General features: G+C 63.1%; 18 protein-coding genes and 1 pseudogene. 16 read left to right on the forward strand and 3 right to left on the reverse strand.

Going from position 1 to position 23,202, the window contains the following annotated elements:
• Positions 1–120: 120 nt before the first annotated feature.
• A pseudogene (locus tag AC07OP_RS20420) lies at positions 121–717 on the reverse strand (HAD family hydrolase); the annotation flags it as partial.
• Between the two features lie 247 nt (positions 718–964).
• On the opposite strand from AC07OP_RS20420, the gene AC07OP_RS20425 reads away from it, so the two are divergent.
• The 3 genes from AC07OP_RS20425 to AC07OP_RS20435 all read left to right on the forward strand — a co-directional run bounded on the left by AC07OP_RS20425 (position 965) and on the right by AC07OP_RS20435 (position 4,564).
• The gene (locus AC07OP_RS20425) at positions 965–1,765 is read left to right on the forward strand and encodes a glucose 1-dehydrogenase (RefSeq protein ID WP_098479958.1); all 801 of its coding nucleotides are present in this window, start codon (positions 965–967) and stop codon (positions 1,763–1,765) included.
• Positions 1,758–3,584 (forward strand): glycoside hydrolase family 15 protein, encoded by a 1,827-nt coding sequence (locus AC07OP_RS20430; protein ID WP_495102306.1) that lies wholly within the window; start codon positions 1,758–1,760, stop codon positions 3,582–3,584. The genes AC07OP_RS20425 and AC07OP_RS20430 overlap by 8 nt, the downstream gene beginning before the upstream one ends.
• An 80-nt stretch (positions 3,585–3,664) precedes the next feature.
• Positions 3,665–4,564, forward strand: coding sequence for an alpha/beta fold hydrolase (locus AC07OP_RS20435; protein ID WP_495102307.1), 900 nt, complete (start codon positions 3,665–3,667; stop codon positions 4,562–4,564).
• Here the strand turns inward: AC07OP_RS20435 and AC07OP_RS20440 are convergent.
• Positions 4,561–5,529 carry a GlxA family transcriptional regulator gene (locus AC07OP_RS20440; protein WP_065939402.1) on the reverse strand — a complete coding sequence of 323 codons (969 nt, stop codon included), beginning with the start codon at positions 5,527–5,529 and terminating at the stop codon, positions 4,561–4,563. The genes AC07OP_RS20435 and AC07OP_RS20440 overlap by 4 nt on opposite strands.
• A 90-nt stretch (positions 5,530–5,619) precedes the next feature.
• Between AC07OP_RS20440 and inhA the strand changes: the two genes are divergently transcribed.
• Positions 5,620–6,300: an isonitrile hydratase gene (gene inhA / locus AC07OP_RS20445; protein ID WP_495102308.1), complete on the forward strand. Its 681-nt coding sequence runs from the start codon at positions 5,620–5,622 to the stop codon at positions 6,298–6,300.
• A gap of 183 nt (positions 6,301–6,483) precedes the next feature.
• Here the strand turns inward: inhA and AC07OP_RS20450 are convergent, their stop codons facing one another.
• Positions 6,484–7,113 carry a LysE family translocator gene (locus AC07OP_RS20450; protein WP_495102309.1) on the reverse strand — a complete coding sequence of 210 codons (630 nt, stop codon included), beginning with the start codon at positions 7,111–7,113 and terminating at the stop codon, positions 6,484–6,486.
• Between the two features lie 161 nt (positions 7,114–7,274).
• Here AC07OP_RS20450 and AC07OP_RS20455 point away from each other — a divergent pair, with 161 nt between their 5' ends.
• The 12 genes from AC07OP_RS20455 to AC07OP_RS20510 all read left to right on the forward strand — a co-directional run bounded on the left by AC07OP_RS20455 (position 7,275) and on the right by AC07OP_RS20510 (position 23,201).
• Positions 7,275–7,790, forward strand: a complete 516-nt coding sequence (locus tag AC07OP_RS20455) for a sigma-70 family RNA polymerase sigma factor (RefSeq protein WP_053132260.1) — start codon at positions 7,275–7,277, stop codon at positions 7,788–7,790.
• Complete coding sequence (locus tag AC07OP_RS20460) at positions 7,777–8,727, forward strand: FecR domain-containing protein (protein WP_495102310.1); 951 nt, start codon at positions 7,777–7,779, stop codon at positions 8,725–8,727. The genes AC07OP_RS20455 and AC07OP_RS20460 overlap by 14 nt, the downstream gene beginning before the upstream one ends.
• 104 nt (positions 8,728–8,831) lie before the next feature.
• Entirely contained in the window at positions 8,832–11,318 is a 2,487-nt protein-coding gene (locus AC07OP_RS20465) for a TonB-dependent siderophore receptor (RefSeq protein ID WP_495102311.1), read from the forward strand.
• Between the two features lie 430 nt (positions 11,319–11,748).
• Positions 11,749–13,188: an undecaprenyl-phosphate glucose phosphotransferase gene (locus tag AC07OP_RS20470; protein ID WP_115488783.1), complete on the forward strand. Its 1,440-nt coding sequence runs from the start codon at positions 11,749–11,751 to the stop codon at positions 13,186–13,188.
• Positions 13,188–14,648, forward strand: a complete 1,461-nt coding sequence (locus tag AC07OP_RS20475) for a mannose-1-phosphate guanylyltransferase/mannose-6-phosphate isomerase (protein ID WP_495102312.1) — start codon at positions 13,188–13,190, stop codon at positions 14,646–14,648. The genes AC07OP_RS20470 and AC07OP_RS20475 overlap by 1 nt, the downstream gene beginning before the upstream one ends.
• A gap of 1 nt (position 14,649) precedes the next feature.
• Positions 14,650–15,561 carry a glycosyltransferase family 2 protein gene (locus AC07OP_RS20480; protein ID WP_495102313.1) on the forward strand — a complete coding sequence of 304 codons (912 nt, stop codon included), beginning with the start codon at positions 14,650–14,652 and terminating at the stop codon, positions 15,559–15,561.
• Positions 15,562–15,590: 29 nt separating this feature from the next.
• Positions 15,591–16,367, forward strand: coding sequence for a polysaccharide biosynthesis/export family protein (locus tag AC07OP_RS20485; protein ID WP_027603103.1), 777 nt, complete (start codon positions 15,591–15,593; stop codon positions 16,365–16,367).
• 14 nt (positions 16,368–16,381) lie between these two features.
• Complete coding sequence (locus AC07OP_RS20490) at positions 16,382–18,373, forward strand: GumC family protein (RefSeq protein ID WP_495102314.1); 1,992 nt, start codon at positions 16,382–16,384, stop codon at positions 18,371–18,373.
• Complete coding sequence (locus AC07OP_RS20495) at positions 18,373–19,563, forward strand: glycosyltransferase (RefSeq protein ID WP_495102315.1); 1,191 nt, start codon at positions 18,373–18,375, stop codon at positions 19,561–19,563. Before AC07OP_RS20490 ends, AC07OP_RS20495 begins: the two co-directional genes overlap by 1 nt.
• The gene (locus AC07OP_RS20500; RefSeq protein ID WP_495102316.1) at positions 19,553–20,881 is read left to right on the forward strand and encodes a GH39 family glycosyl hydrolase; all 1,329 of its coding nucleotides are present in this window, start codon (positions 19,553–19,555) and stop codon (positions 20,879–20,881) included. Before AC07OP_RS20495 ends, AC07OP_RS20500 begins: the two co-directional genes overlap by 11 nt.
• A gap of 8 nt (positions 20,882–20,889) precedes the next feature.
• The gene (locus tag AC07OP_RS20505; protein WP_495102317.1) at positions 20,890–22,107 is read left to right on the forward strand and encodes a glycosyltransferase family 4 protein; all 1,218 of its coding nucleotides are present in this window, start codon (positions 20,890–20,892) and stop codon (positions 22,105–22,107) included.
• Positions 22,098–23,201 (forward strand): glycosyltransferase family 4 protein, encoded by a 1,104-nt coding sequence (locus AC07OP_RS20510; protein ID WP_495102318.1) that lies wholly within the window; start codon positions 22,098–22,100, stop codon positions 23,199–23,201. The genes AC07OP_RS20505 and AC07OP_RS20510 overlap by 10 nt, the downstream gene beginning before the upstream one ends.
• The last annotated feature ends 1 nt before the right edge of the window (position 23,202 follow it).

The following is a 23,202-nucleotide window of genomic DNA, read 5'->3' on the forward strand; positions in this document are numbered from 1 at the left end:
ACTTGCTCCTTGAGTAACGTGATCAATGAGGGTCGGTAACTCACGCATATCGGCAAAAGGTAACGCGCCGGCTTCGGCCAATATTCGATGTCGAGATAACGGACCAAAACCCAGGACTTTTATAGTGGCTGCCACGGCGGCTTGAATCCCTGTGACACTGTCTTCAATCACCAGCGCATCACAGGGTTCAACGCTGTAAGTTTCACACGCCGTTAAAAACACCAGCGGATCAGGCTTCCAACGCCCCAATTCATAACAACTGAATATTCGCCCCTCGAAATAAGGCAACAACCCCACAAGGCGTAAACACTGTTCTATCTTATTGCGCGGCGCACTCGAGGCTACGCAATAGGGAGTTTCCAGCACTTCCAATACGTCAAGTATCCCATCAGTCGCTTTCACATTAAGCGTCAATGCTTCCAGCGCTCGAACTCGGAAGTCCTCTTCAAACTGAGGGGGCAAACAAATACCCAATAACGGTTCTACTTCGCGCAGGCAATCGGCAATCTTCCTTCCACGAAAGTGCTCAATGAAATACGCACTATCCAGTGTCTTGCCGTCCTGTACGTGAGCATTAAGCATGCCGATCAATACAGACAGGGTGATCTCTTCGCTTTGGACAAGTACACCGTCGCAATCGAAGATGACTAACTTAGGCAACGGCGTAGCTCCCTGCTCTGGTAGTTCCCCTATAGCTGCCGATAAACACATAGGCATCTCTTATAGGTGACTCCGCATGACTTCCGAACTACCAGCGGAACGGGTTGAGGTGTGCTTATAAGACACGGGGCAAAAAACCCTGTCAAACGCTTTTTAGCGGTTTTTTAGTATCTTATGGTTATTTTTTATTATTCTGTTATTCCATTTTTCACCATGGTTGTAGTCGCTAATTTCACACGGCTGAACTTCCGTTACGCACCGCCAGTCAGCTACTTGAACTCACGAATTCAAGGTCGGGTGGGCAATGCATATCTCGTTGGAGCAACAAGTGGCACTGGTAACGGGCGCCAGTTCCGGTATCGGCGCCGGTGCGGCCAGGGCCCTGGCGCAAGCCGGCGCTGCGGTGGTGCTCAATTACAACAGCCAGGCCGCGCCTGCCGAGGCCTTGGCAGAGCAGATCAACGCCGAGGGCGGCCGGGCGATTGCCATCGGCGCCGACGTGTCTAAAGAAGCCGATGTAGAACGCCTGTTCGCAAAGACCCTCGAGGCGTTCGGCCATCTGGACATTCTGGTGGCCAACTCCGGCATGCAGAAGGACGCCGCCGTCGTCGACATGACCCTCGACGACTGGAACGCCGTGATCGGCGTCAACCTCACCGGCCAGTTCCTCTGTGCCCGTGCGGCCGTGCGCCTCTTCAAGCGCCAGGGCATCCGTGAAGGCGTATCCCGCGCCGCCGGCAAAATCATCCACATGAGCTCGGTGCACCAGTTGATCCCCTGGGCCGGGCATGTGAATTACGCGGCGTCCAAGGGCGGCGTTGAGATGCTGATGCGCACCCTCGCCCAGGAGGTCAGTGAACAGCGCATCCGTATCAACGGCATTGCGCCGGGGGCGATTCGTACGGCGATCAACCGTGCCGCCACCGAAGGTGCGGCGGAACAGGCGCTGCTCAAGTTGATCCCCTATGGCCGGGTCGGCGATGTGGAGGACGTGGCCAACGCCGTGGTATGGCTGGCCAGTGACGCCTCGGATTACGTGGTCGGCAGCACCCTGTTCATTGATGGCGGCATGAGCCTTTACCCGGAGTTTCGTGACAATGGTTGATTTGAAAAAAGAACCACAAAGCGCCATCGATGCCCACGGCATCATCGGCGACATGCGCAGCGCAGCGCTGGTAAACGATAAAGGCAGCATCGATTTCTTCTGCTGGCCGGAGTTCGACAGCCCGTCGATCTTCTGCTCACTGCTCGACACCCCCGATGCCGGCACGTTCCAACTCACCCCGGACCTGCCCAACGCCCGCCGCGAACAGATCTACCTGCCCGACACCAATGTGCTGCAAACCCGTTGGCTCAGCGATGAAGCCGTGGTGGAAATCACCGACCTGCTGGTCATCAGCGAAGAAATCGACGACTTGCCCCTGCTGATTCGCCGCGTACGCGTGGTCAGCGGCACAGCCACCCTCCACCTGCGCTGCGCCGTGCGCCATGACTATGCGCGAGCGCCCACCGAGACGAGCCTGGATAACGCCAGCGTCTGTTTCAACGCCGATGGCCAGCCGGGCATGCGCCTGTGCGGCAGCCATCCGTTGCAGATCGAAGATAACGCCGCCGTGGCCCGCTTCACCCTGGATCAGGAAGAAGGCGCCGAGTTTGTACTCGGCGGCCAGGACGATGAGCGTGTGGGCAGTGTCTGCACCGACCTGGCCCTGGCCCACACCTTGAAGTTCTGGCGCGGCTGGATTGCGCAGTCGAACTACCGCGGGCGCTGGCGCGAAATGGTCAACCGCTCGGCCCTGGCCCTCAAGCTGCTGACCTCGCGCAAACACGGCGCAATCATCGCCGCGGCCACCTTCGGTTTGCCGGAAACGCCTGCGGGCGAACGCAACTGGGACTACCGCTACACCTGGATCCGCGACGCCTCGTTTACCGTCTACGCGTTTATGCGCCTGGGTTTTGTCGACGAGGCCAACGCCTATATGCGCTGGCTCAAGGGCCGGGTCAGCGATTGCTGTGGCCAGCCGACCAAGATCCATATCCTCTACGGCATCGACGGCCGCCAGGAGCTGCCCGAAACCGCGCTGGAACACCTCGGCGGCCACGGCGGCGCCAAGCCGGTGCGCGTCGGCAATGGCGCGGTCGACCAGGTCCAGCTGGATATCTATGGCGAGTTGATGGACGCGGTGTACCTGGTCAACAAGTACGGCGAAGCCATCTCCCACGAGGGCTGGAAACACACGGTGGAAGTCGCTGACCAGGTGTGTGAAATCTGGAACCAGAAAGACGTGGGCATCTGGGAAATGCGCGGCGAGCAGCATCACTTCCTGCATTCGCGGCTGATGTGCTGGGTGGCCCTGGACCGTGCGATCCGCCTGGCCTCCAAGCGCTCGTTGCCGGCGCCGTTTGCACGTTGGGACCAGACCCGCCAGGCGATCTATGCCGATATCTGGAGCAACTTCTGGAACGAAGAACGCGGGCATTTCGTGCAGCACATCGGCAGCACCGCCCTGGACGGTTCGATGCTGCTGATGCCGCTGGTGCGTTTTGTCGCCGCCACCGACCCGCGCTGGCTGAGCACGTTGCAGGCGATCCAGAAAAGCCTGGTGCGCGACGGCATGGTCTACCGCTACCGCAACGACGACAACGCGATCGACGGCCTGCAAGGCACCGAAGGCGCATTCGCCGCCTGCTCGTTCTGGTACGTCGAATGCCTGGCCCGCGCCGGGCAAGTGGAGAAGGCCCACCTGGAATTCGAACAACTGCTGCGCTACGCCAACCCGCTGGGCCTGTATGCCGAAGAGTTCGACAGCCAGGCCCGCCACCTGGGCAATACGCCCCAGGCGTTGAGCCATCTGGCGTTGATCAGCGCGGCGACGTTCCTGGACCGCAAGCTCAGTGGCGAGAAGACGACCTGGCAGCCCTGAGGCGCCCTGCCCTGCCTTTACAGGCAGGGCATCCCGTCATGTCTTTCGACTAGAGTTCCAACACCTGACAGGAGCCCACCATGACCATCACCGCCCCCCTCCTCTACGTGCGCACCTCCATGCTCGATGTGGCGTATGAAACCCACGGTCCCATCGACGGCGAGCCTGTGATCCTGCTGCATGGTTTCCCTTACGACCCACGCGGCTATGACGAGATTGCGCCGGTGCTGGCCGAACGCGGCTACCGGGTGCTGGTGCCGTACCTGCGCGGTTATGGCCCTACGCGGTTTATCAACGCGCAGGTGATGCGCTCCGGCCAACAGGCGGCGCTGGGCAAGGATCTGCTGGATTTCATGGATGCGCTGTCGATCCCGCGCGCCACCCTGGCCGGGTATGACTGGGGCGGGCGCGCCGCGTGTATCGTCGCGGCGCTGTGGCCCGAACGGGTACGCGGGCTGGTAACGGGCGATGGCTATAACATCCAGGACATTGCCAGGTCGCGCCAGCCACGGGCGCCGGTGACGGAACATCGGTTGTGGTACCAGTTCTACTTCCACACCCAGCGCGGTGTGGACGGGCTGACGGCCAATCGCCGCGAACTGTGTGAGTTGCTGTGGTCGCTGTGGTCGCCGTCCTGGGCCGAAGGGCCGGGGCTGTATGGGCAGACGGCGCCGTCATTCGATAACCCGGACTTTGTCGAGGTGGTGATTCACTCCTATCGCCATCGTTTCATGTATGCGCCTGGCGATCCGGCGCTGGAAGCCATCGAGCAGGCCCTGGCGCGGCAACCGGCGATTGCGGTGCCGAGCATTTCGCTGTGCGGCGCCGATGACGGCGTGGGCCCGCCGTCGCAAGAGGATGACGACGTGGAGCATTTCAGCGCTTTTTACCGACGCCAGGTATTGCCGGGCGTGGGCCACAATATTCCCCAGGAAGCACCGCAGGCTACCCTCGACGCCCTGTTTGAATTGCTCGCCTAGGCCACCGGCGAGAACCGCTCGCGGTAGGCCTGGGGCGTCACCGACAAGGCCCGCATAAAGCTGCGGCGCAAGGTTTCTTCGCAGCCGAAACCACACTGCACGGCGATGCGCTTGATCGACGTGGTGCTGTCGGCCAGTTGCCGGCGCGCGCTTTCGACACGGATCAGCTCCACCGCGCGCGCGGGCGTCTGGCCGGTTTCGGCGCGGTAGTGGCGCACGAAGCTGCGCTCGCTCATGCCGGCCTGGGCGGCCAGGGTCGGAATACTCAAGTCGAGGGTCAGATGTTCGGCTATCCAGGCATGCAGTTCGGTGAAACGGCTGCCGCCCTTTTGCAGGGACAGGGTCACGCTGAATTGCGACTGGCCGCCGGGGCGCTTCAGGAACACCACCAGGTGCCGCGCCACTTCCAGGGCCACGGCGCGGCCCAGGTCCTCTTCGACCAGGGCCAGGCACAGGTCGATGCCGGCGGTCACACCGGCGGAGGTCCACACCGCGCCCTGCTGGATAAAGATCGGGTTGGGCTCCACGGTCAGCGCCGGAAACTTGCGCGCCAGTTCTTCGCAACGGGTCCAGTGGGTGGCGACGCGGCAACCATCGAGCAAGCCACTGGCCGCCAGCAAAAACGCACCGGTGCACACCGAGGCCATGCGCCGGGTATGCCGGGCTTTTTCGCGCACCCAATCCACCAGTGCAGGCTTTTCAGCGGCGCCGTACACGCCCCAGCCACCCGCGATCACCAGGGTGTCGCAGGGCTGGTCGACCGCAGGCAACGGCTCGGCCACCAGCGCCAGGCCGGCGGAGGTCATTACCGGTCCGGCCTGGTCGGCGATCACCGTGACCGCGTAAGGCAACGGCACGCCACGCTGGCGCGCCAGGTCATTGGCCGACGCAAACACCTGCAGCGGCCCGGTGACGTCGAGCACCTGGGCATTCTCGAAAGCGAGTACGTGGACAATTCTGGGCATAGTTGGCGTGATTCGTGGGTTCAATGGCGTATTCGCCAAAGCCTAGGCCGCTAGAGTGAGGTCGTCTACCCCTTTCTCGGAGCTTCATTCATGACCTTGCAGATCGGCTTTCTGTTGTTCCCCGGCACTCAGCAACTGGACCTGACCGGCCCCTACGACGTATTGGGTTCGCTGCCGGACGTGAAACTGCACCTGGTATGGAAGGACCTGGCGCCGGTCACCTCCAGCACGGGCCTGGTGTTCACCCCTACCATGACCTATGCCGACTGCCCGACGCTGGATGTGATCTGCGTGCCCGGCGGTTCCGGCGTGGGCCCATTGATGGAAGACCCGCAGACCCTGGACTTCCTCAAGGCCCAGGCGCATACCGCACGCTACGTGACCTCGGTGTGCACCGGCTCGCTGGTGCTCGGCGCGGCGGGGTTGCTGCGCGGGCGCAAGGCGACGACGCACTGGGCCTACCACGACATGCTCGCCCCGCTCGGCGCCATCCCGGTACAGGAGCGCGTGGTGCGTGACGGCAACCTGTTCACCGGCGGTGGCATTACCGCCGGTATCGACTTTGCCCTGGTGCTGGCGGCGGAACTGTACAGCGAAGCGGCGGCGCAACTGGTGCAGTTGCAGATCGAATACGCGCCGGCGCCGCCGTTCAATTCGGGTCGCCCGGACACAGCGCCTGCGCATGTGCGGGAAGAAGCCAACAAACGCACCGCCGAATCGCGCAGGGTGCGCGGTGAAATCGTCGCGCGCGCAGCAGCACGGCTGGGCTGAGCCTGTACCTGTGGTGAGCCAGCTTGCTCGCGCTGGGGCGCGAAGCGGCCCCAAGCTTTGGAGGGGCTGCTGCGCAGCCCCGGCGCGAGCAAGCTCGTTCACCACAACAAGTTCGTCTGGCCACAACAAGCTCGTTTGGCCCCAGACCGCTTGCTCGCCGCACAATCCCTTCACCCCATGGGGTCAGGTTGGGCGCGACATCACCGCCAGGCGCACCGCCAGCACGCTCAGCACCGTCGCCAAGCCCCATTTCTGTAGCCAGGCGCCTTTTGGGCGCCTGGCGAAGAAGCGGCTCAGCGCCCCGCCGAAAATGCCCAGCAGCAGGTGAAACACCCCAGCGATCAAGGTCAGCACGCCGCCCAACAGCATCAACTGCACGGCGATGGAGCCGGCCTGGGGCCGTACGAACTGCGGCAAAAACACCACAAAAAACAGCAACGCTTTGGGGTTGAGCAGGCTGTTCAGCATGGCCTGCAGAAACACCCGGCCAAGGGGCACACGGTGCAGGTGGGCAGTATCTGGCCCAGGTTTTTTCTGCAGCGTCTTGAACACCAGCCACAGCAGGTAGACCACACCCGCATAGCGGATCACGTCAAAGGATGGCGGCCAACTGGCGACCAACGCCGTCACACCGCTGGCGGTCAATGCGCTCAGCAGTATGTCGGCGACACCGATGCCCAGGGCCGAGGCCACTCCCCCACGCCAGCCGTGGGTGACGCCATGGCTGATCACAAAGGCCATGTTCGGCCCCGGGGATAACAGCAACAACAGCACAGCACCTGAAAAAACCGCCAGGGTCGCAAAGTCGATCATGCTCAAGCCGTCCACCGGGGAAAAGCCTGCAGATTAGTGCGTGGGCCCGGGGCGAACAAAAAATTGTGCTGGATACATTGTTCATCGGCAATTGCGAATGGCCACGACCAGCGTCTAGAATGCGAAACATTATCAATTAAGACTGCTGCGCCAGGATGCCCATGTCGAGCGATCACCCACTGGACCATGCCGCCATCGGCCAGCTTTATCACACCCATCACTCCTGGCTGCGCGGCTGGTTGAGCCGACGTACCGGTTGCCGTGAACGTGCCGCCGACCTGGCGCAGGAAACCTTTGTGCGCCTGCTCAACGCACGCAAACAGCAGGCCGTGCTGCAGCCGCGCGCGTACCTGAGCAGCATCGCCCGCAGCTTGATGATCGACCAGTACCGACGCCGGGAATTGGAGCGCGCCTACCTCGAAAGCCTTGCGCATTTCCCCCAGGCCGACGTGCCGTCGGAAGAAACCCGCCTGCTGATTCTCGACAGCCTGGAACGTATCGACCGCCTGCTCGACCAGCTCAAGCCGCGGGTGCGTGAAGCGTTCCTGCTGGCGCAACTGGACGGCCTGACCTGCGCGCAGATCGCCCTGCGCCTCGGGGTGTCCAAGGCCACGGTGGAGCGTGACCTGTCCAAGGCGCTGCACGCCTGCTATCGGTTGCGCTATGCCGACCTCTGACCCGCGCCTGCTCGACCAGGCCATCCAGTGGATGATCAAGCTGCGCTTCAACGTCGCCGACGACGCCAGCACCGCTGCGTTCGAGCGCTGGCTGCACACCAGCGCCGAACACCAGCAGGTCTGGCAGCGGGTGGCGGCGATGAATGATGAGTTCAGCCACCTGCCCGCGCAGGTCGGCCGCCACGCCCTGCACGGTGCACGTCGACGTATCAGCCGTCGCGAAGGGTTGAAGCTGCTCGGCCTGGTGGCTGGTGCGGCCGGCCTGACCTGGTTTGGCCGCGACTACACCCCGCTGCCCGCCTTGATGGCCGACTATCGCACTGCCACCGGCGAACGGCGTTGGGTGGCGTTGAACGACGGCAGCCGCATCCAACTGAACAGCGCCAGCGCATTCGACACGGCGTTTACTCAGGAACGGCGCCTGGTGCAATTGCGCCAGGGTGAAATACTGGTCAATACCGGTGCCGACACGCGGCCCTTCTGGGTACAGACCCGTGACGGTTACCTGCGCGCCCTCGGCACGCGCTTCCTGGTGCGCGAAGAGACCCAAGGCACCATGCTCGCCGTGCAGCAGGGCACGGTGGCGGTGTTTGCCGACAACCACGCCGCCGGCGCGCGCCAAGTGATCAACCCCGGCGAACAGGTGCTGTTCGACCGCAGTGGCATTCGTTCTCTCGCCTCCAATGGCCTGGACCCTTGGGCCTGGAGCGAAGGCGTGATCAGCGCCCGGGACATGCGCCTGGATGCTTTCCTCGCCGAACTGGGCCGCTACCGCAACGGCCTGCTGCGCTGCAGCGAAGCGGTGGCCGGATTGCGGGTGTCGGGCACTTATCAGTTGGACGACACCGATGAGGTGCTGGGCCTGGTAGCCCACTCACTCAAGCTCGATGTCACTTACCGCAGCCGCTACTGGGTGACCGTCACCGCCCGCGTTTAACATTCGAAAATAAATGAGGTGAATTCTCATTGCCGCTCGACCTGTAAGGAAAGGCCGATCAACAGGCCGGTTCTGTTCACTTCCTTCAGGAGCATCCCGCGGTCATGCAAGCGTTCCCCTTCCCACGCTCACCCCTCAAGCACGCGGTGCACGCCGCCTTGCTCGGCGCCTGCCTGAGCTGCGCAACCGCGCCGCCGTTCGCATGGGCCGAAACGCCGGCCAGCGACACCCAGGCCCGCGACTGGAACATCGCCGCCGGTTCCCTGGCCACCGCGCTGGACCAGTTCGCCCGCCAAGCCGGCATCAGCCTGTCGTACGACGCCACCAGCGTCGCCGGCAAGACCAGCCAGGGCCTGAGTGCTCGCCTGGACCGCGAGCAGGCGCTCGGCCAGTTGCTGCGTGGCCAGGGCCTGCAAGCCCAGCGCCAGGGCAACAGTACCTGGCTGCTGCTGCCGCAAGTGGCCGACGGCGGCGCGCTGAACCTGGGCGCCACCACGGTCACCGGTGAGCGGTTGGGCGCCACCACCGATGGCACCGGTGCCTACACCACGGGTGCGGTGACGATCGGCAAGGGCGAGCACAGCCTGCGGGAAACGCCGCAATCGGTGAGTGTGATGACCCGCCAATTGATGGATGACCAGAACCTCACCACCATCGATGACGTGATGGAACGCACGCCCGGGATCACCACTTACGAATCACCCATGGGCGGCAAATATTTTTATTCCCGTGGTTTCAAGATGCTCGGCCAGTACCAGTACGACGGCGTGCCCCTGGACATGGGCAAGGACTACGTGCAGGCCGACAGCTTCAGCGCGAACATGGCGATCTACGACCGCGTGGAAGTGCTCAAGGGCGCGGCGGGCATGCTCAAGGGTGCCGGCACCGCCAGCGGCGCGGTGAACTTCGTGCGCAAGCGGCCCCAGGCCAAGCCCACCACCAGCCTGTCGCTGTCCGCCGGCACCTGGGACAACTACCGCGCCGACGTCGACACCGGCGGCCCGCTGAATGACAGCGGTACGGTGCGCGGCCGCGCGGCGATCAGCCAACAGAATCGCGGTTCCTACATGGACATTTCCAAGCGCCAGGACCAGGCTTTCTATGGCGCCCTGGATGTCGATCTCAGCGCCGACACCACCCTGGGCTTCGGCGCCAGCTATGAAGACGTCGACGCCACACCGTGCTGGGGCGGCCTGCCGCGCTATGCCGACGGCAAAAGCGCCCACCTCAGCCGCTCCACCTGCCTGGGCCAATCCTGGAACGACTGGCAAAGCCGGCGCACCACCTTCTTCGCCGACCTCACCCATCACTTCAACGATGACTGGAAACTCAAGGTTGCGGCCGTGCACAGCCGCAACCTGCAAGACACCAAATACGCCGCCAGCGAAGGCACCATTGCCTACGGCAACCCGACGCCTACGGCCAACTCCTATGCGGCGCTGATGGACTACGACCACAAGGACTTCGGCCTCGACGCCTATGTGGACGGCAAGTTCGAAGCCTTCGGGCTGGAACACGAACTGATCCTCGGTGCCAATGGCAGCCGTGGTACCCAGGACGATGTGTACGCGATCCAGAACCTGCCCAGACGCCAAAGCATCTACCAACCCGACCACCATTTCCCGGAGCCGGCCAACAGCACCTTCTGGCCGAACATGTATCGCGGCGGCACGGTGAAAGAAACCGCCACCCAGTACGGCGCCTACACCACCTTGCGCCTGCGCCTGGCCGAGCCGTTGATGTTTATCGTAGGCAGCCGCGTGAGCTGGTACGAGAACCGTCGCCAGTCCAACAACCTGGCCTGGGGCGAGTGGGCCTTGCAGGATGCCCGCACCCGGGAAACCGGTGAAGTGACGCCGTTTGCCGCACTGATCTACGACCTCAATGAGCACCTGTCGGTGTACGCCAGCTACGCGGATATCTTCCAGCCGCAAAGTTCCTATGCCACGCTTGATGGCGCCGCGCTCAAGCCAAAGATCGGTGACAACTACGAGCTGGGTATCAAGGGCGAATGGTTCGACGGGCGCCTCAACAGCTCCCTGGCGCTGTTCCGCGCCGTCGAGAAAAACGCGGCCGAATCCGACTACATCGCCCAGTGCCCGACCTCCGCCGACGGCTATTGCTACACCGACAGCGGCAAGGTGCGCGCCCAGGGCGTGGAGGCGGAAATCAGCGGTGAAGTGCTCGAGCGCCTGCAGGTATCCGGCGGCTACACCTACACCCAGACCAAGTCCTTGAAGAACATCGATACCGCCCTGGAGGGCGGTACGTCCAACACCTACGTACCTCGACACATGCTGCGCATGTGGGGCGACTACCAGCTCGACGGCGCCCTGTCGAAATGGAGCGTGGGCACCGGCGTCAACGCTCAGAGCAGCAATTACCGCGTGCAGACCATCAAGCTCGAACAGGCCGGTTACGCAACCTGGAGTGCCCGTGTGGCGTACCGTATCGACGACACTTGGACCGTCGCACTCAACGGCAACAATCTGTTCGATAAAAGTTACTACAACACGGTGGGTACAGCCTCCTGGGGTAACTTTTATGGCGAGCCGCGAAATTTTACGGTGAGTTTGAAAGGCAACTTCTGATCTGGCGAAAGTCCCGCAGGCAGGGCACTTCGTGCGCCCTGCCACCCCCTCTTTGTCCCCCCTTCCTACCGCCTTTGAAAAAAGGTTTTTCCTTTATGCAGGAAAAATCCTGCATTTGTTTCTACACTCAAAAACACACCCAATCACCGCTTACCCGGACAAGGAATGTCAATAAAATGCCGAACAAAACACTGATAAACCTGTCTGCCCTGCCACCTCCGCACCATCGTCAATTCATTGACAAATTGATTAAGGGAACACTCCTGTAGTCACTACCCCCGCGAATTCCCTTCAAATGGATAGCCGCATTTGAATTGATAGTTGCGTATTACCCAGAGTAGCCATAGTTGGAAGTGCCCTCTAAAGCAGTTCGCTGCTTTATTGAACAAACATCCAAACAATAGCTCTGGCGTGCAATGAGGGATGTTTTATGCGAGAGAAGTCGTCCGTCGACAGCCTGTTTTTAACGCGCGCCGGTTTTGTTGAGTTCTTTGTTGTTTTCGTCAAGTTCATACATGGCCTGAGTGCCATTTTGCCCCCGCTGATCCTGGTGATGTTCATCGACCCGATGGACCCCGAACTGCGCGGGCACTTCCTCGGCCTGCTGGTATTTTTCGCGGTCCTGACGATCATTCTGTTCCAGGCCCTGGGCATCTATTCCGAAGAACTGTTCAGCAACCGGCTGCGCCTGAAAACCAAGGTCAAGGCATGGTCGGCGGCGTTTTGCATCCTGTTGTTCATGTACCAGATCCTGCAGTTTTTCCCGCAATTGACCCCGCGTAACCTGGTGGCCTGGTACGTCGCCAGCCTGGGCTTGTTCTGCCTTGAGCGCCTGCTGATGCTGCGCCTGTACCGCAGCCTGATGCGCAAGGGCAAATACCTGCAACGTACGGTGATCCTGGGCTTTACCGACACCGCCATGCACGTCGCCGATCACCTGCAACGCAACGGTGATATCCGCTCCGGCCTGATCGGCTTTATCGACGATCGCACCGAGCGGATCCCCAAGGAATTGAGCAACCTGCCCCTGCTGGGCAACACCCGTGACCTGGAGAAACTCATCCGCGCCGAGCAGGTCAACCAAGTGATGATCTGCCTGCCCTGGGCCGCCGAGCAGCGCATCCACGGGCTGGTCAATCGCCTGCGGCAGATGTCGGTGAACGTGATGCTGGTGCCCGACATGGCCGCCCTGCGCTATGGCCATAGCCGTATCACCGACGTGGGCGGGATCCTGATGTTCAACACCTCGCAATTGCCGTTGCGTGGCTGGTCGCCGGTGATCAAGCGCCTGGAGGATGTGCTGCTGGCCAGCCTGGCGCTGGTGACACTGTCCCCTGTGATGGTCGCGACGGCGATTGCGATCAAGCTCGACTCCAAAGGGCCGATCCTGTTTCGCCAGAATCGCTTTGGCTACAACGATAACGAGATCCGCGTGTTCAAGTTCCGCTCGATGTACACCGACCAGAGCGACTTCACCGCCGAACGCCAGACCACCCGCCAGGACCCGCGCATCACCCGGGTGGGGCGCATTATCCGCAAGACCAGCATCGACGAGCTGCCGCAGTTGTTCAACGTGCTGCTGGGCAACATGTCCATGGTCGGCCCGCGCCCCCATGCCACGGCGACCAAAGCCGCCGGCATTCCCTTCGAAGTGGCGGTGAGCGAGTACAGCTCGCGCCACCGCGTGAAGCCGGGGATTACGGGCTGGGCGCAGATCAACGGTTACCGGGGTGAGACCGACACCCTGTTCAAGATCCAGAAACGTGTCGAGTACGACCTGGAGTACATCTCCAAGTGGTCGGTGTGGTTTGACCTGTACATCGTTTTCATGACGGTCCCGGCCGTCCTTTCCACCAAGGAAGTCTATTGATGAAGACCCTCAACGGATTAATTCCCTGCATCGTTTCCGGTGGTTCGGGCACTCGACTGTGGCCGGTGTCGCGGCAGAACATGCCTAAGCCCTTCATGCGCATGCGCGATGGCCAGAGCCTGCTGCAAAAAACCTTCCTGCGCGCGGCCAAACTGCCCGGCGTGGAAAGCGTGCTCACGGTGACCAACCGCGACCTGTTGTTTCGCACCCTCGACGACTACCGCGGAGTGAACAACGCCCGCCTGCCCCTGGACCTGCTGCTGGAACCGTTCGGTCGCAACACGGCGGCGGCCATCGCCGTGGCGGCCCTGCATGTGCAGGAGCATTTCGGCGGCGACGCACAGTTACTGGTAATGCCCGCCGACCATCTGATCCTCAATGAAGTGGCGTTCGCCGAGGCCGTGACCCAGGCCCGCGACCTGGCCGAAGCCGGCTACCTGGTGACGTTCGGTATCCAGCCCGACCACCCCGAAACCGGCTTTGGCTATATCGAGCAAGGCGAGGCGCTGAGCCACGGCTACCGGGTCAAACGCTTCGTCGAGAAACCCGACCTGGCCACCGCCCAGGCCTACCTGGACGGCGGCAAGCACTTGTGGAACGCCGGCATGTTCTGCTTCAAGGCCAGCACCCTGGTGGATGAGCTCGCCACCCATGCACCCGACGTGCTGGAGGCCGCACGCGCCGCGCTGGAGCACAGCCAGAGCCTGCAGAACACAACCTCGCGCCAACGTGAACTGGATGCGGATGCGTTCGGCAGTGCGCCGGATGTTTCCATCGACGTGGCCTTGATGGAAAAGTCCCGGCAAGTGGCCGTGGTGCCCTGTGACATTGGCTGGAGCGACATCGGGTCCTGGGAAGCGCTGCGCCAGCTCACCCCCAGCGATGCCCATGGCAACCAGGTCAATGGCGAGGCGATTTTGCATGACGTGCACAACTGCTACATCGACTCGCCCAAGCGCGTGCTGGGCGCCGTGGGGGTGCGCGACCTGATCATCGTGGATACCCCCGACGCACTGCTGATCGCCGACGCCCACCGCAGCCAGGATGTGCGCTATATCGTCGCCGAGCTCAAGCGCCAGAACCATCCGGCGTACAGCCTGCACCGCACGGTGACCCGGCCGTGGGGCACCTACACCGTGCTGGAGGAAAGCAGCCGCTTCAAGATCAAGCGCATCGTGGTCAAGCCCCTGGCCTCGCTGTCGTTGCAGATGCACCACCACCGCAGCGAACACTGGGTGGTGGTCAGTGGCGCGGCACAGATCACCAATGGCGACCGCGAGTTCCTGATCAACGCCAACGAGTCCACCTACATTCCCGCCGGGCACAAACACCGGCTGACCAACCCCGGCATCATCGACCTGGTGATGATCGAAGTGCAGAGCGGCGAGTACCTGGGCGAAGACGACATCGTGCGCTTCGACGACATCTACGGCCGCGCGCCCGCCGAGGTGAAAAAATGACATGCGCACTTCATTGATCATCCCCACCCGTAACGCCTCCAGCCACCTGGCACGCCTGCTGCCTGCGCTGAAGATGCAAACCCTGCAACCTGACGAGATGCTGGTGGTGGACAGCGCCTCCAGCGATGACACCGTGGCGCGCTTTCGCACGTTCGGCGCGCGGGTCGAGGTGATCGACGCCCGTGACTTCAACCATGGCGGCACCCGCCGCTGGGCCAGCGAACAGGTGGGTGGCGACGCGCTGATCGTAATGACCCAGGACGCCATCCCGGCGACGCCCGAGACCTTTGCCAACCTGCTCGATGAATTGCAGCAGGACCCGCTCAACGGCGTCGCTTATGGACGGCAATTGCCCCACCCCGATGCCGGCGTACTGGGCGCGCAATCGCGGCACTTCAACTACCCGGAACACAGCCGCAGCAAAAGCCTGGCCGATGCTCCGGAGCTTGGGATCAAGACCTGCTTCAGCTCCGACTCGTTTTCGGTGTACCGGCGCAGTGTGTTGCAGGCCGTCGGTGGCTTCCCTGCCGACGTGATCGGCAGCGAAGACGCCTTTGTGGCCGCACGCATGCTGCTCGACGGCTACAAGGTGCGCTATGCCGCCACCGCGCTGGTGCATCACTCCCACGATTACAAACTCATGGACGAGTTTCACCGCTACTTCGACATTGGCGTGTTCTACGGCCGCGAGCCGTGGATCAAGCAGGCCTTTGGCGACGCGGGTGGCGAGGGCAAACGCTATGTGCTGGCCGAACTCGCGGCGCTGCGCAAAGCCGGCGCCTTGCACCGCGTGCCCGAGGTGCTGGTGCGCAGTGCGTTCAAACTGCTCGGTTACCGCCTGGGCCATCTTGAACGCCGCCTGCCGCTCGCCCTCAAGCGGCGCATCAGCATGTTTCCCGGTTATTGGAGGTGAGCAGCATGACCCACAGGAAGTCCCCCTTGATGAAGCGAAGCGTGCTCGCCCTGGCCATGCTGGCCCTGGCCGCCTGCAACACCCCGGCGCGTATCGAACCACCGGACAGCAAGACCGTCGAGGACGGCAAGCGCGCCCTCGACCAACTGGCCCAGCTGCCACCGGCAGTGGAACGAATCCGTATCGGCGACCAGTTGCGCATCGTCCGCGATGCTGGCGAGATGCCGACGCTGTCGGCGTTCAACGTCAGCACCATCTACGAGCTGACGCTGTACACGGTGCAGACCGACGGCAAGATCAACTACCCGTTCCTGGGGCCGATCCAGGTTGCCGGGCGCCAGCCATCGGAGCTGGCCACCCAACTGACCCACGAGCTCGCGGCGACCTACCGCGAACCCCGGGTGACGGTGAACATCAACCAGGCGCCGAGCAACTCGGTGATCGTCGGCGGTGCGGTGAATAACCCCACGGCGGTGCAGATCGCCACGGCCAACACCCTGGAACAGGCGATTGTCGGCGCCGGCGGGGTCAGCCCGGCGGGCAACGCGAGCATGGTCGCGCTGCTGCGCGAAGATGCCCAGGGCGCCTATCGTGCTTACTTCCTGGACTTCAGCCAGCTCCTCAAGACCGGCGCCAACGGGCGCAAGCCGGTGCGCCTGCAACGCGGCGATGTGGTGTTCGTGCCCAAGTCCAACGTCGGCGAGCGCATCCAGGGCGTGGACACCTACATGAACCAACTGATCCCGTTCACCAAGTCCATCGGGGTCGGCTACAACTACACGCGAACCAGCGGCGGCAGCAATTAAAGGAGCGACATCCCATGATCGAGATCCGTTCTTTTCGTGATCTGCTACGCCTGTTCTTCATCTTCCGCCACGAGTTCAAACTGGCCGCCATTGCGGCACTGGTGATCATTCTGCTGGGGGCTTTCCTGCTACCGGCCAAGTACGAATCCACGGCGCGCCTGCTGGTCAAGCCGGGGCGTGATTCGACCTTGCCCATCGAGATCAGCAATCGCCAGGCGCTGGTAATGCCCAGCACCCAGCGCGACCCGATTGTCGACGAGGAGCGCCTGCTCACCGGGCGCCCGATTGTGCGGGCGGTGGCCGAGCACTACCTGGAAGTGATCAGTAACGCACCGCCACCGGAAGGCTTCTGGAAGCGCACCAAGTATTACGTCAAGAGTGGCATAGGCGCGGTGTTCGATGGCATCCGCGTGGTACTGGAAACTGTCGGCGTGGTGGAAAAAACCACGCCGGTGGAGCGCCTGGCGGCGGGCCTGGAAAAGAACTTCGAGGTGAGCCACGCGGCCGGCTCCACGGTCATGGACATCAACTTTACCTGGGGCGACCCGGAGATAGCCCAGGCGGTGGTCAAGGATTGGGTCGAGACCTATGTCAACGAACGCACCCAGGCCCTGGGGCGCAAGAGCCTGTACGTCTTCTATGAAGGCCAGGTAGCCACCAGCGCCACCGAGATCCAGAGCTACAAGCAGCAGATCCTCACGCACCTGAACCAGATCGGCGCGGCGAGCATCACCGATCGCCTGGAAGACTTGTCCGAGCGCATCAACGTACTGCGGGGCGAAACGTTCAACACCACGCGCCTGATCGCCTCCTCCGACAGCGCCATCCAGAGCACCCGCACCCAGCTCAAGAGCCAGCCCAAGGAAGTCACCACGGTGCGCCAGATCGCACTGAACCCCCAGCAGCAGGACCTGCGCCGCCTGCTGAACCAGAAGCTGCTGGAAAAGGCCGACATGATGCGCACCTACACGGACAACGCGCCGCCGGTCAAAGCCCTGGATGCGTCGATCCGCGCAATGCAGGCCCATGTCGCGAGTGAAAGCAACACCGTGCAAAGCTCGGAAAACCGCGCGCCCAATACCCTGGAAATCCACTTGCAGCGAGTACTGTTGGATGAGTCGAGCAACAACCTCGCGCTGCGTACCCAACTGACTCAACAACAGAAACAACTGGCCAACCTCGAAACCCAGCGCAAGCAAGCCCTGGAGATCGAACCGGAACTGACACGCCTCGCCCGGGAGCTGGGCGCCGCCGAACGCAACTACGCGCTGTATGTGGACAACCTGGAAAAATCACGCATTGACCGTGAACTGGATAACAGCCAGATCAGCAACATCGCGGTGATCGAAGAGGCCACCCTGAACCCCGGCCGTATCTTCCCCAAGACCCTGGTGATGCTGGTGCTGGCGGTCCCATTCGCCCTCGTCGTCGGCCTGCTGGTGATCTACCTGTGCTACCTGCTCGACCAGCGCATCCACGATGGCGGCCTGGCGGAACGCAAGTTCGGCCTGCCGCTGTGGACCACCTTGCCCGAGCTGGACACCAGCACCGCCCAAAGCACCAACGCGTTCAATGCGAGCATCTACCGGCTATACGGGTTGCTGCAGTTGGAGCGCATCGCCGAGCAGGGCCTGACCCTGGGGCTGACCTCGGCACGTCATGGCGAAGGGGTGACCTTCGTGGTGGAGCAACTGCGTCAGTTGCTGCAGGAAAACGGTATCAACGTGCGTGTGGGCGGCGCCGAACCGGCGGCGCCAGGTGAAGTGGTGCTGCTGGACGCCTCGGCGCTGCTGGATAACCGCGATGCGTTTATCAACCTGCGTCGGGCCGACCTGATTGCGCTGGTGGTGGAAGCGCAGAAGAGCACGGTGCCGGTGGTGGAGCACGCGCTGTCGATCCTCAACACCGCGTTCGGCAAGGTCGACGGCATCATCATCAACCGGCGCAAATTCGAAGTGCCGGCCAAGGTGCTGAAAACCATCGCCAAGTACCGAGGGGCATTCTGATGCGCGTCGCCCTGCTCGCCCCGTTGCCACCGGAGAAAAATGGCATCGCCGACTACGCGAACCATTTCCGCACGGCACTGGAACAACTGGAGGTGACGGTGCTGACGCCGTTGGCCGGGGTGGCGGGCAACAGCGAGGCGATCAAACAGGCCATCGGTGGTTTCGACTGGCACAGCGTGGACCTGGTCCACGCCGAGCTGGGCGGCGGACGGCTGGGGGAGTTCCTGGCCCTGCGCGAATTGCGCAAGGCCTACCCGGCACTGCCCTTGACCGCCACGGTGCATGATCCGGAACGCATCGTCTGGCGGCGCGAGCGCTTGCCATTCCCGTTGAACCTGCTGGAGCGCTTGCCCAGCCCGATGCCAGAGGCCGCAGTGGTGCTGGCCGATCCGCTGACCTTGCGTGAAGAGCGCCAGGTCGCCGCCGGCTTGACCCGCTTGATCACCCTCACCCGCCTGGGCGCCGAGTGCCTGGGCCAACGCATGCAACTGCCGGCGGGGAAAGTCGCGGTGATCAACCATGCCAACCTGGCGATTGCATCGGCGCCGTTGCCGCCCCTGGATACGCTGCGCCTGCTGTACTTCGGGTTTATCTACCGGGGTAAAGGCATCGAAGACCTGTTAGAGGCCCTGGCCGGCGTATTCAAGCAGGCCCCCGAATTGCGTGAGCGTGTGCGCCTGACCCTGGCCGGTGGCACCGCCGCCGAAATGGCGTTTGGCGCAAGTGGTAATTACCTGGAGCAGTTGAACCGCCAGATCGCCGAACTCGGCTTGGCGGATACCATCGACTGGCAGCTGAACCTGCCGGCCGACGAGATTGCCCAGACCATCCAGGCCCACCATGTGATGGTGCTGCCCTATCGCGAATCGAAAAAACTCGGCCTGCTCGGGCGCCAGCGCGGTACCAGTGGCGCGCTGTCCTGGGCTGCCGCCTGCGGGCGTGGGGCGATTACCTCCGACGCTCGCGCGTTTGCCGAGGAAGTCGCCAGCGGCAACGGTGCCATCTACCCCGAAGGCGATGTGGATGCCCTCAGCGCGCAACTGCTGCGCCTGGCGCGCACGCCGCTGCTGGCCCGGGAGTGGGCCGAACGCGCCGGCGAAATCGGCCGCGAGCGCTTATGGCCGTTGACCGCGCAAAAGTTCAAGGCTCTGTTTGAGCAAGCCATCGAGGGCAGCCACCATGGCGCGTAAACGCACCTACATCGCCACCCTGGTCGTAGTCGCCGCCCTGGGCCTGACCGCGTTTTTGTGGGGGCGCCAGGCCGATGCCGAGAGCCATGTGCTCAAGGGCAACAAAACCGTGGTGTGGAAGGATTTCCTCGGGGTGAACGCGCAGTTCCTGTGGTTCGCCCCTGAGCGCTATCAGAAGCAGATCGACCGTCTCAAGGCGCTGGGCCTGGAGTGGGTACGCCTGGATTTGCACTGGGACCAGCTGGAGCCGGTCGAAGGGCAGTACCAGGTTGCGACGCTGGATCAGCTGGTGGGCAAACTGCAGGACAACCAGCTCAAGTCGGTGTTCTACCTGGTGGGGTCGGCGCCGTTCGCCACCACTGCGCCGGTGGGTGCGCCGTATCAGGACCAGTACCCGCCGAAAGACCCGAACGTGTTCGCCAACCGCATGGCGCTGTTGGCCCAGCGCTACCCCAGTGTCGACGCCTGGCAGGTATGGAACGAACCGAACCTGCTGGGCTTCTGGCGCCCGGCAGCCGACCCGGCCGGCTACGCCGCACTGCTGACCACCACCGCCGCCGCGTTGCGCGCAATGAACCCGAGCAAACCGGTGGTGGCCGCCGGCATGGCATTCTTCAGCGAAATGCCCAACGGCCAGAGCATGTTCGATGCCCTCGGCGCCCTGGGCGTCGCCAGCCTCAATACCGTCGTCTCGTACCACCCTTATACCCAATTGCCCGAAGGCAACGACCCGGCCAACCTGGACTTTATCGCCAGGACCACCACGCTCAACCAGGCCCTGCGCAACGGCGGCGTGCAGACCCTGTGGAGCACCGAGTGGGGCTGGTCGACCTACACCGGTCCCAAAGACGCCCAGGACATCATCACCCCACAGGCCCAGGCCGATTACGTGGTGCGCCGCCTGGCGCTGATGAGTGCGCTGGATTACGACCGGATCTTCCTGTTTACCCTCAGTGATCTGGACCAGCGCGCCAGTGTGCGTGATCAGTCTTACGGTTTGCTCGACATCGACGCCAATCCCAAGCCGGTCTACACCGCGCTGAAAAATTTCCTCGACGTCAGCGGTCCGGCGCTCACCCCCGGTGATCCGCCCAGCGCCGATCAGTTGCCCGACGGCCTGTTCAGCATCGGCTGGACCCGCGCCGACGGGCGCAAGCTATGGTTCTTCTGGGCGGCCGGGGGCGGCAACGCACACCTGCCCAACCTGGCCAGCGCCACCCTGTATGACCCGCTGCGCGGTACGCAAACCCCGGTAAGCGGCACCCACGGGCTGACCGTCATGGTCAAGCCGAACCTGCAAATTCTGTTATGGGAGTGAGGCCCGCCATGCGCATTTTATGGATCCTGCCCTACACGCCCTGGCCCGCCACCAGCGGCGGCAAGACCCGCCAGTTCCACCTGCTGCGCAGCCTGGCGGCGCGGGGGCATCGGATCACCTTGCTGCTGCATGACAAGCATCCGGTGTCCCCTGCCGACCGCCAGATGCTGGAAGCGTTTGTCGAACAGTTGATCATCCTGCCGCGCCGGCCGTTGCGCAGCCTCAAGACCCTGGTGGCGGGGCTGTTTGCCCCCTACCCGCTGCTGGCCAGCGTGAATGGGCTGGCGGGCGAGTTGCAGGACACCTTCAACTGGTTGCTGGGTGAGCAGTGGGACGTTGTGCAGATCGAGCACAGCTACAGTTTCCAGCCTTACGAAGATGCGCTGGCGCGTAAATCACAGCCCTTTGTGCTGACCGAACACAATGTGGAATCGGCCCTGGGCGCGGCCACCTACGACCGCTTGCCGCGTTGGTCGCTGCCGTTCATTCGCTACGATCAATGGCGCTATGCCCGCTGGGAACGCCGGGTGATGCGCCAGGCCACGCAGGTGGTGGCGGTCACTCAAAGCGATGCGCACACCCTGGAGAAAATCGCCGGAAAACCCGTGCCGGTGGTGGTCAATGGCGTGGACTGCGATCACTTCGCCGCCGCCCATCCCGACCCGTCGACACGCCGCGTGCTGTTCCTCGGCAACTATGAATACGCGCCGAACGTGGACGCCATCGAATGGGCCCTGGATGAAATCCTGCCCAAGGTCTGGGCGCGCTGTGCGGATGTGCGCATGAGTGTGTGCGGCTTCGGCATGCCCGGCAGCTGGCGCGAGCGTTGGAAAGACCCGCGTATCGAGTGGCAAGGCTTCGTGCCCGACCTGCTCGACCTGCAATCGAGCTGTTCGGTGTTCCTGGCGCCGTTGCGCCATGGCGGCGGCTCCAAGCTCAAGGTGCTCGAAGCCCTGGCCGCCGGCCTGCCGCTGGCCAGCACCGAACAAGGCGTGTCGGGGTTGGACCTGGTGGAAGGCCTGGACTACCTCGGTGGGCAAAGCGCCGACGACCTGGCCGATGCCGTGGTGCGCCTGCTGCAATGCCCTGAAGCCGCCGCGCCCATGGGTGAGGCGGGCCGCGCCTACGTACGCCGCGCCCATGACTGGAGCGTCGCCGCCAGCCAACTGGAGCAGGTGTACGCCACCCTCGTGCCGCTGAGCCAGAGGGAGCACGCATGCGTATAGGCCTGGATTACCGCACCGTCGGCACTTCGCCGCAATCGGGCATCAGCCGCCAGGTGTATGCACTGGAAAGCGCCCTGCACACCTTGCCGGGCATTGAGCTTGAACGGTTTACCGTGGCGCCACTGGGCGATGAAACGCGCCTGCAGGCCCACTGCCCGGCGTGGGGCTGTGCCAAGACCGCCATGCACCAGCCGCAGAATCGTCTGCGCTTTGAGGCCGGTTTTCTGCCGCGTGCCTTGCGCGAGGAGCGTATCGACCTGTACATCAGCACCTTCAACATGGGCCTGCCCTTGCCGCCCAAACCGAAAGGCTTGCGCACCGTGGTACTGCTGCATGACCTGTTCCAGATCACCCTGGACAACTACCATGCCAACCGCTTGAAGGCGCTGATCTACAAGACCAGCGATCGCCTGTCGATTACCTACGCGGTGCACAGCGCCGACCGCGTGTGGACGCCGTCGCAATACAGCGCCGATGAAACCGCGCGGCTGTTTCCCAAGGCGGTGGGCAAGATTCGTGTGCTGCCCAATCAGGTCGATGGCTTTGCCGGGCTGGTGGCGGACCTGAGCCGGCATCAGTTGCCCGAGCGCTACTGGCTGCTGGTGGGCACCCGTGAGTTGCGCAAGAACGTGCCGTTTTTGGTGGACGCCTGGCAGCAGGCGCGGCGCCAATCCCCTTCGGTGCCGGAGTTAGTGCTGGTGGGCAGTTTGGAACACTTGCCCGAAACCCAGCGCACATTGCCGGGGATTCGCGCGCTGAGTGGCGTGTCGGACGCGGAGTTGCAGGCGCTGTACCGCCAGGCATCACGCCTGTGGCAGCCGTCCTATGCCGAAGGCTTTGGCCTGCCGGTGATCGAGGCCCTGAGCGTCGGTACGCCGGTGGCGGTGGCCAGCGGCACTTCGCTGGATGAAATCACCCCGCCGTCGGCCCCGCGGTTTTCGCCCACCGATGGCCCGGCGCTGGTGCAATTGATGCTCAGCCTGGGCGCGCGCCCGGATGAAGACTGCGCCGAGCAACGGCGCCTGTGGGCGCAACGTTTCAACCATCATGCTTATCGCCAACGCCTGGCCGAACTGATCGAGGAACTTCAGTGAG

This window comes from Pseudomonas sp. GW821-FHT09D08 (assembly GCF_059416305.1).

Bases quoted from the DNA above. Each gene is read 5' to 3' on its own strand.
- AC07OP_RS20490 (WP_495102314.1), top strand. From the start codon at position 16,382: ATGATCGAGATCCGTTCTTTTCGTGATCTGCTACGCCTGTTCTTCATC.
- AC07OP_RS20435 (WP_495102307.1), top strand. From the start codon at position 3,665: ATGACCATCACCGCCCCCCTCCTCTACGTGCGCACCTCCATGCTCGAT.
- AC07OP_RS20495 (WP_495102315.1), top strand. From the start codon at position 18,373: ATGCGCGTCGCCCTGCTCGCCCCGTTGCCACCGGAGAAAAATGGCATC.
- AC07OP_RS20500 (WP_495102316.1), top strand. From the start codon at position 19,553: ATGGCGCGTAAACGCACCTACATCGCCACCCTGGTCGTAGTCGCCGCC.
- AC07OP_RS20505 (WP_495102317.1), top strand. From the start codon at position 20,890: ATGCGCATTTTATGGATCCTGCCCTACACGCCCTGGCCCGCCACCAGC.
- AC07OP_RS20470 (WP_115488783.1), top strand. From the start codon at position 11,749: ATGCGAGAGAAGTCGTCCGTCGACAGCCTGTTTTTAACGCGCGCCGGT.
- AC07OP_RS20485 (WP_027603103.1), top strand. From the start codon at position 15,591: ATGAAGCGAAGCGTGCTCGCCCTGGCCATGCTGGCCCTGGCCGCCTGC.
- AC07OP_RS20465 (WP_495102311.1), top strand. From the start codon at position 8,832: ATGCAAGCGTTCCCCTTCCCACGCTCACCCCTCAAGCACGCGGTGCAC.
- AC07OP_RS20450 (WP_495102309.1), bottom strand. From the start codon at position 7,113: ATGATCGACTTTGCGACCCTGGCGGTTTTTTCAGGTGCTGTGCTGTTG.
- AC07OP_RS20430 (WP_495102306.1), top strand. From the start codon at position 1,758: ATGGTTGATTTGAAAAAAGAACCACAAAGCGCCATCGATGCCCACGGC.
- AC07OP_RS20460 (WP_495102310.1), top strand. From the start codon at position 7,777: ATGCCGACCTCTGACCCGCGCCTGCTCGACCAGGCCATCCAGTGGATG.
- AC07OP_RS20455 (WP_053132260.1), top strand. From the start codon at position 7,275: ATGTCGAGCGATCACCCACTGGACCATGCCGCCATCGGCCAGCTTTAT.
- AC07OP_RS20480 (WP_495102313.1), top strand. From the start codon at position 14,650: ATGCGCACTTCATTGATCATCCCCACCCGTAACGCCTCCAGCCACCTG.
- AC07OP_RS20440 (WP_065939402.1), bottom strand. From the start codon at position 5,529: ATGCCCAGAATTGTCCACGTACTCGCTTTCGAGAATGCCCAGGTGCTC.
- AC07OP_RS20510 (WP_495102318.1), top strand. From the start codon at position 22,098: ATGCGTATAGGCCTGGATTACCGCACCGTCGGCACTTCGCCGCAATCG.
- AC07OP_RS20475 (WP_495102312.1), top strand. From the start codon at position 13,188: ATGAAGACCCTCAACGGATTAATTCCCTGCATCGTTTCCGGTGGTTCG.
- inhA (WP_495102308.1), top strand. From the start codon at position 5,620: ATGACCTTGCAGATCGGCTTTCTGTTGTTCCCCGGCACTCAGCAACTG.
- AC07OP_RS20425 (WP_098479958.1), top strand. From the start codon at position 965: ATGCATATCTCGTTGGAGCAACAAGTGGCACTGGTAACGGGCGCCAGT.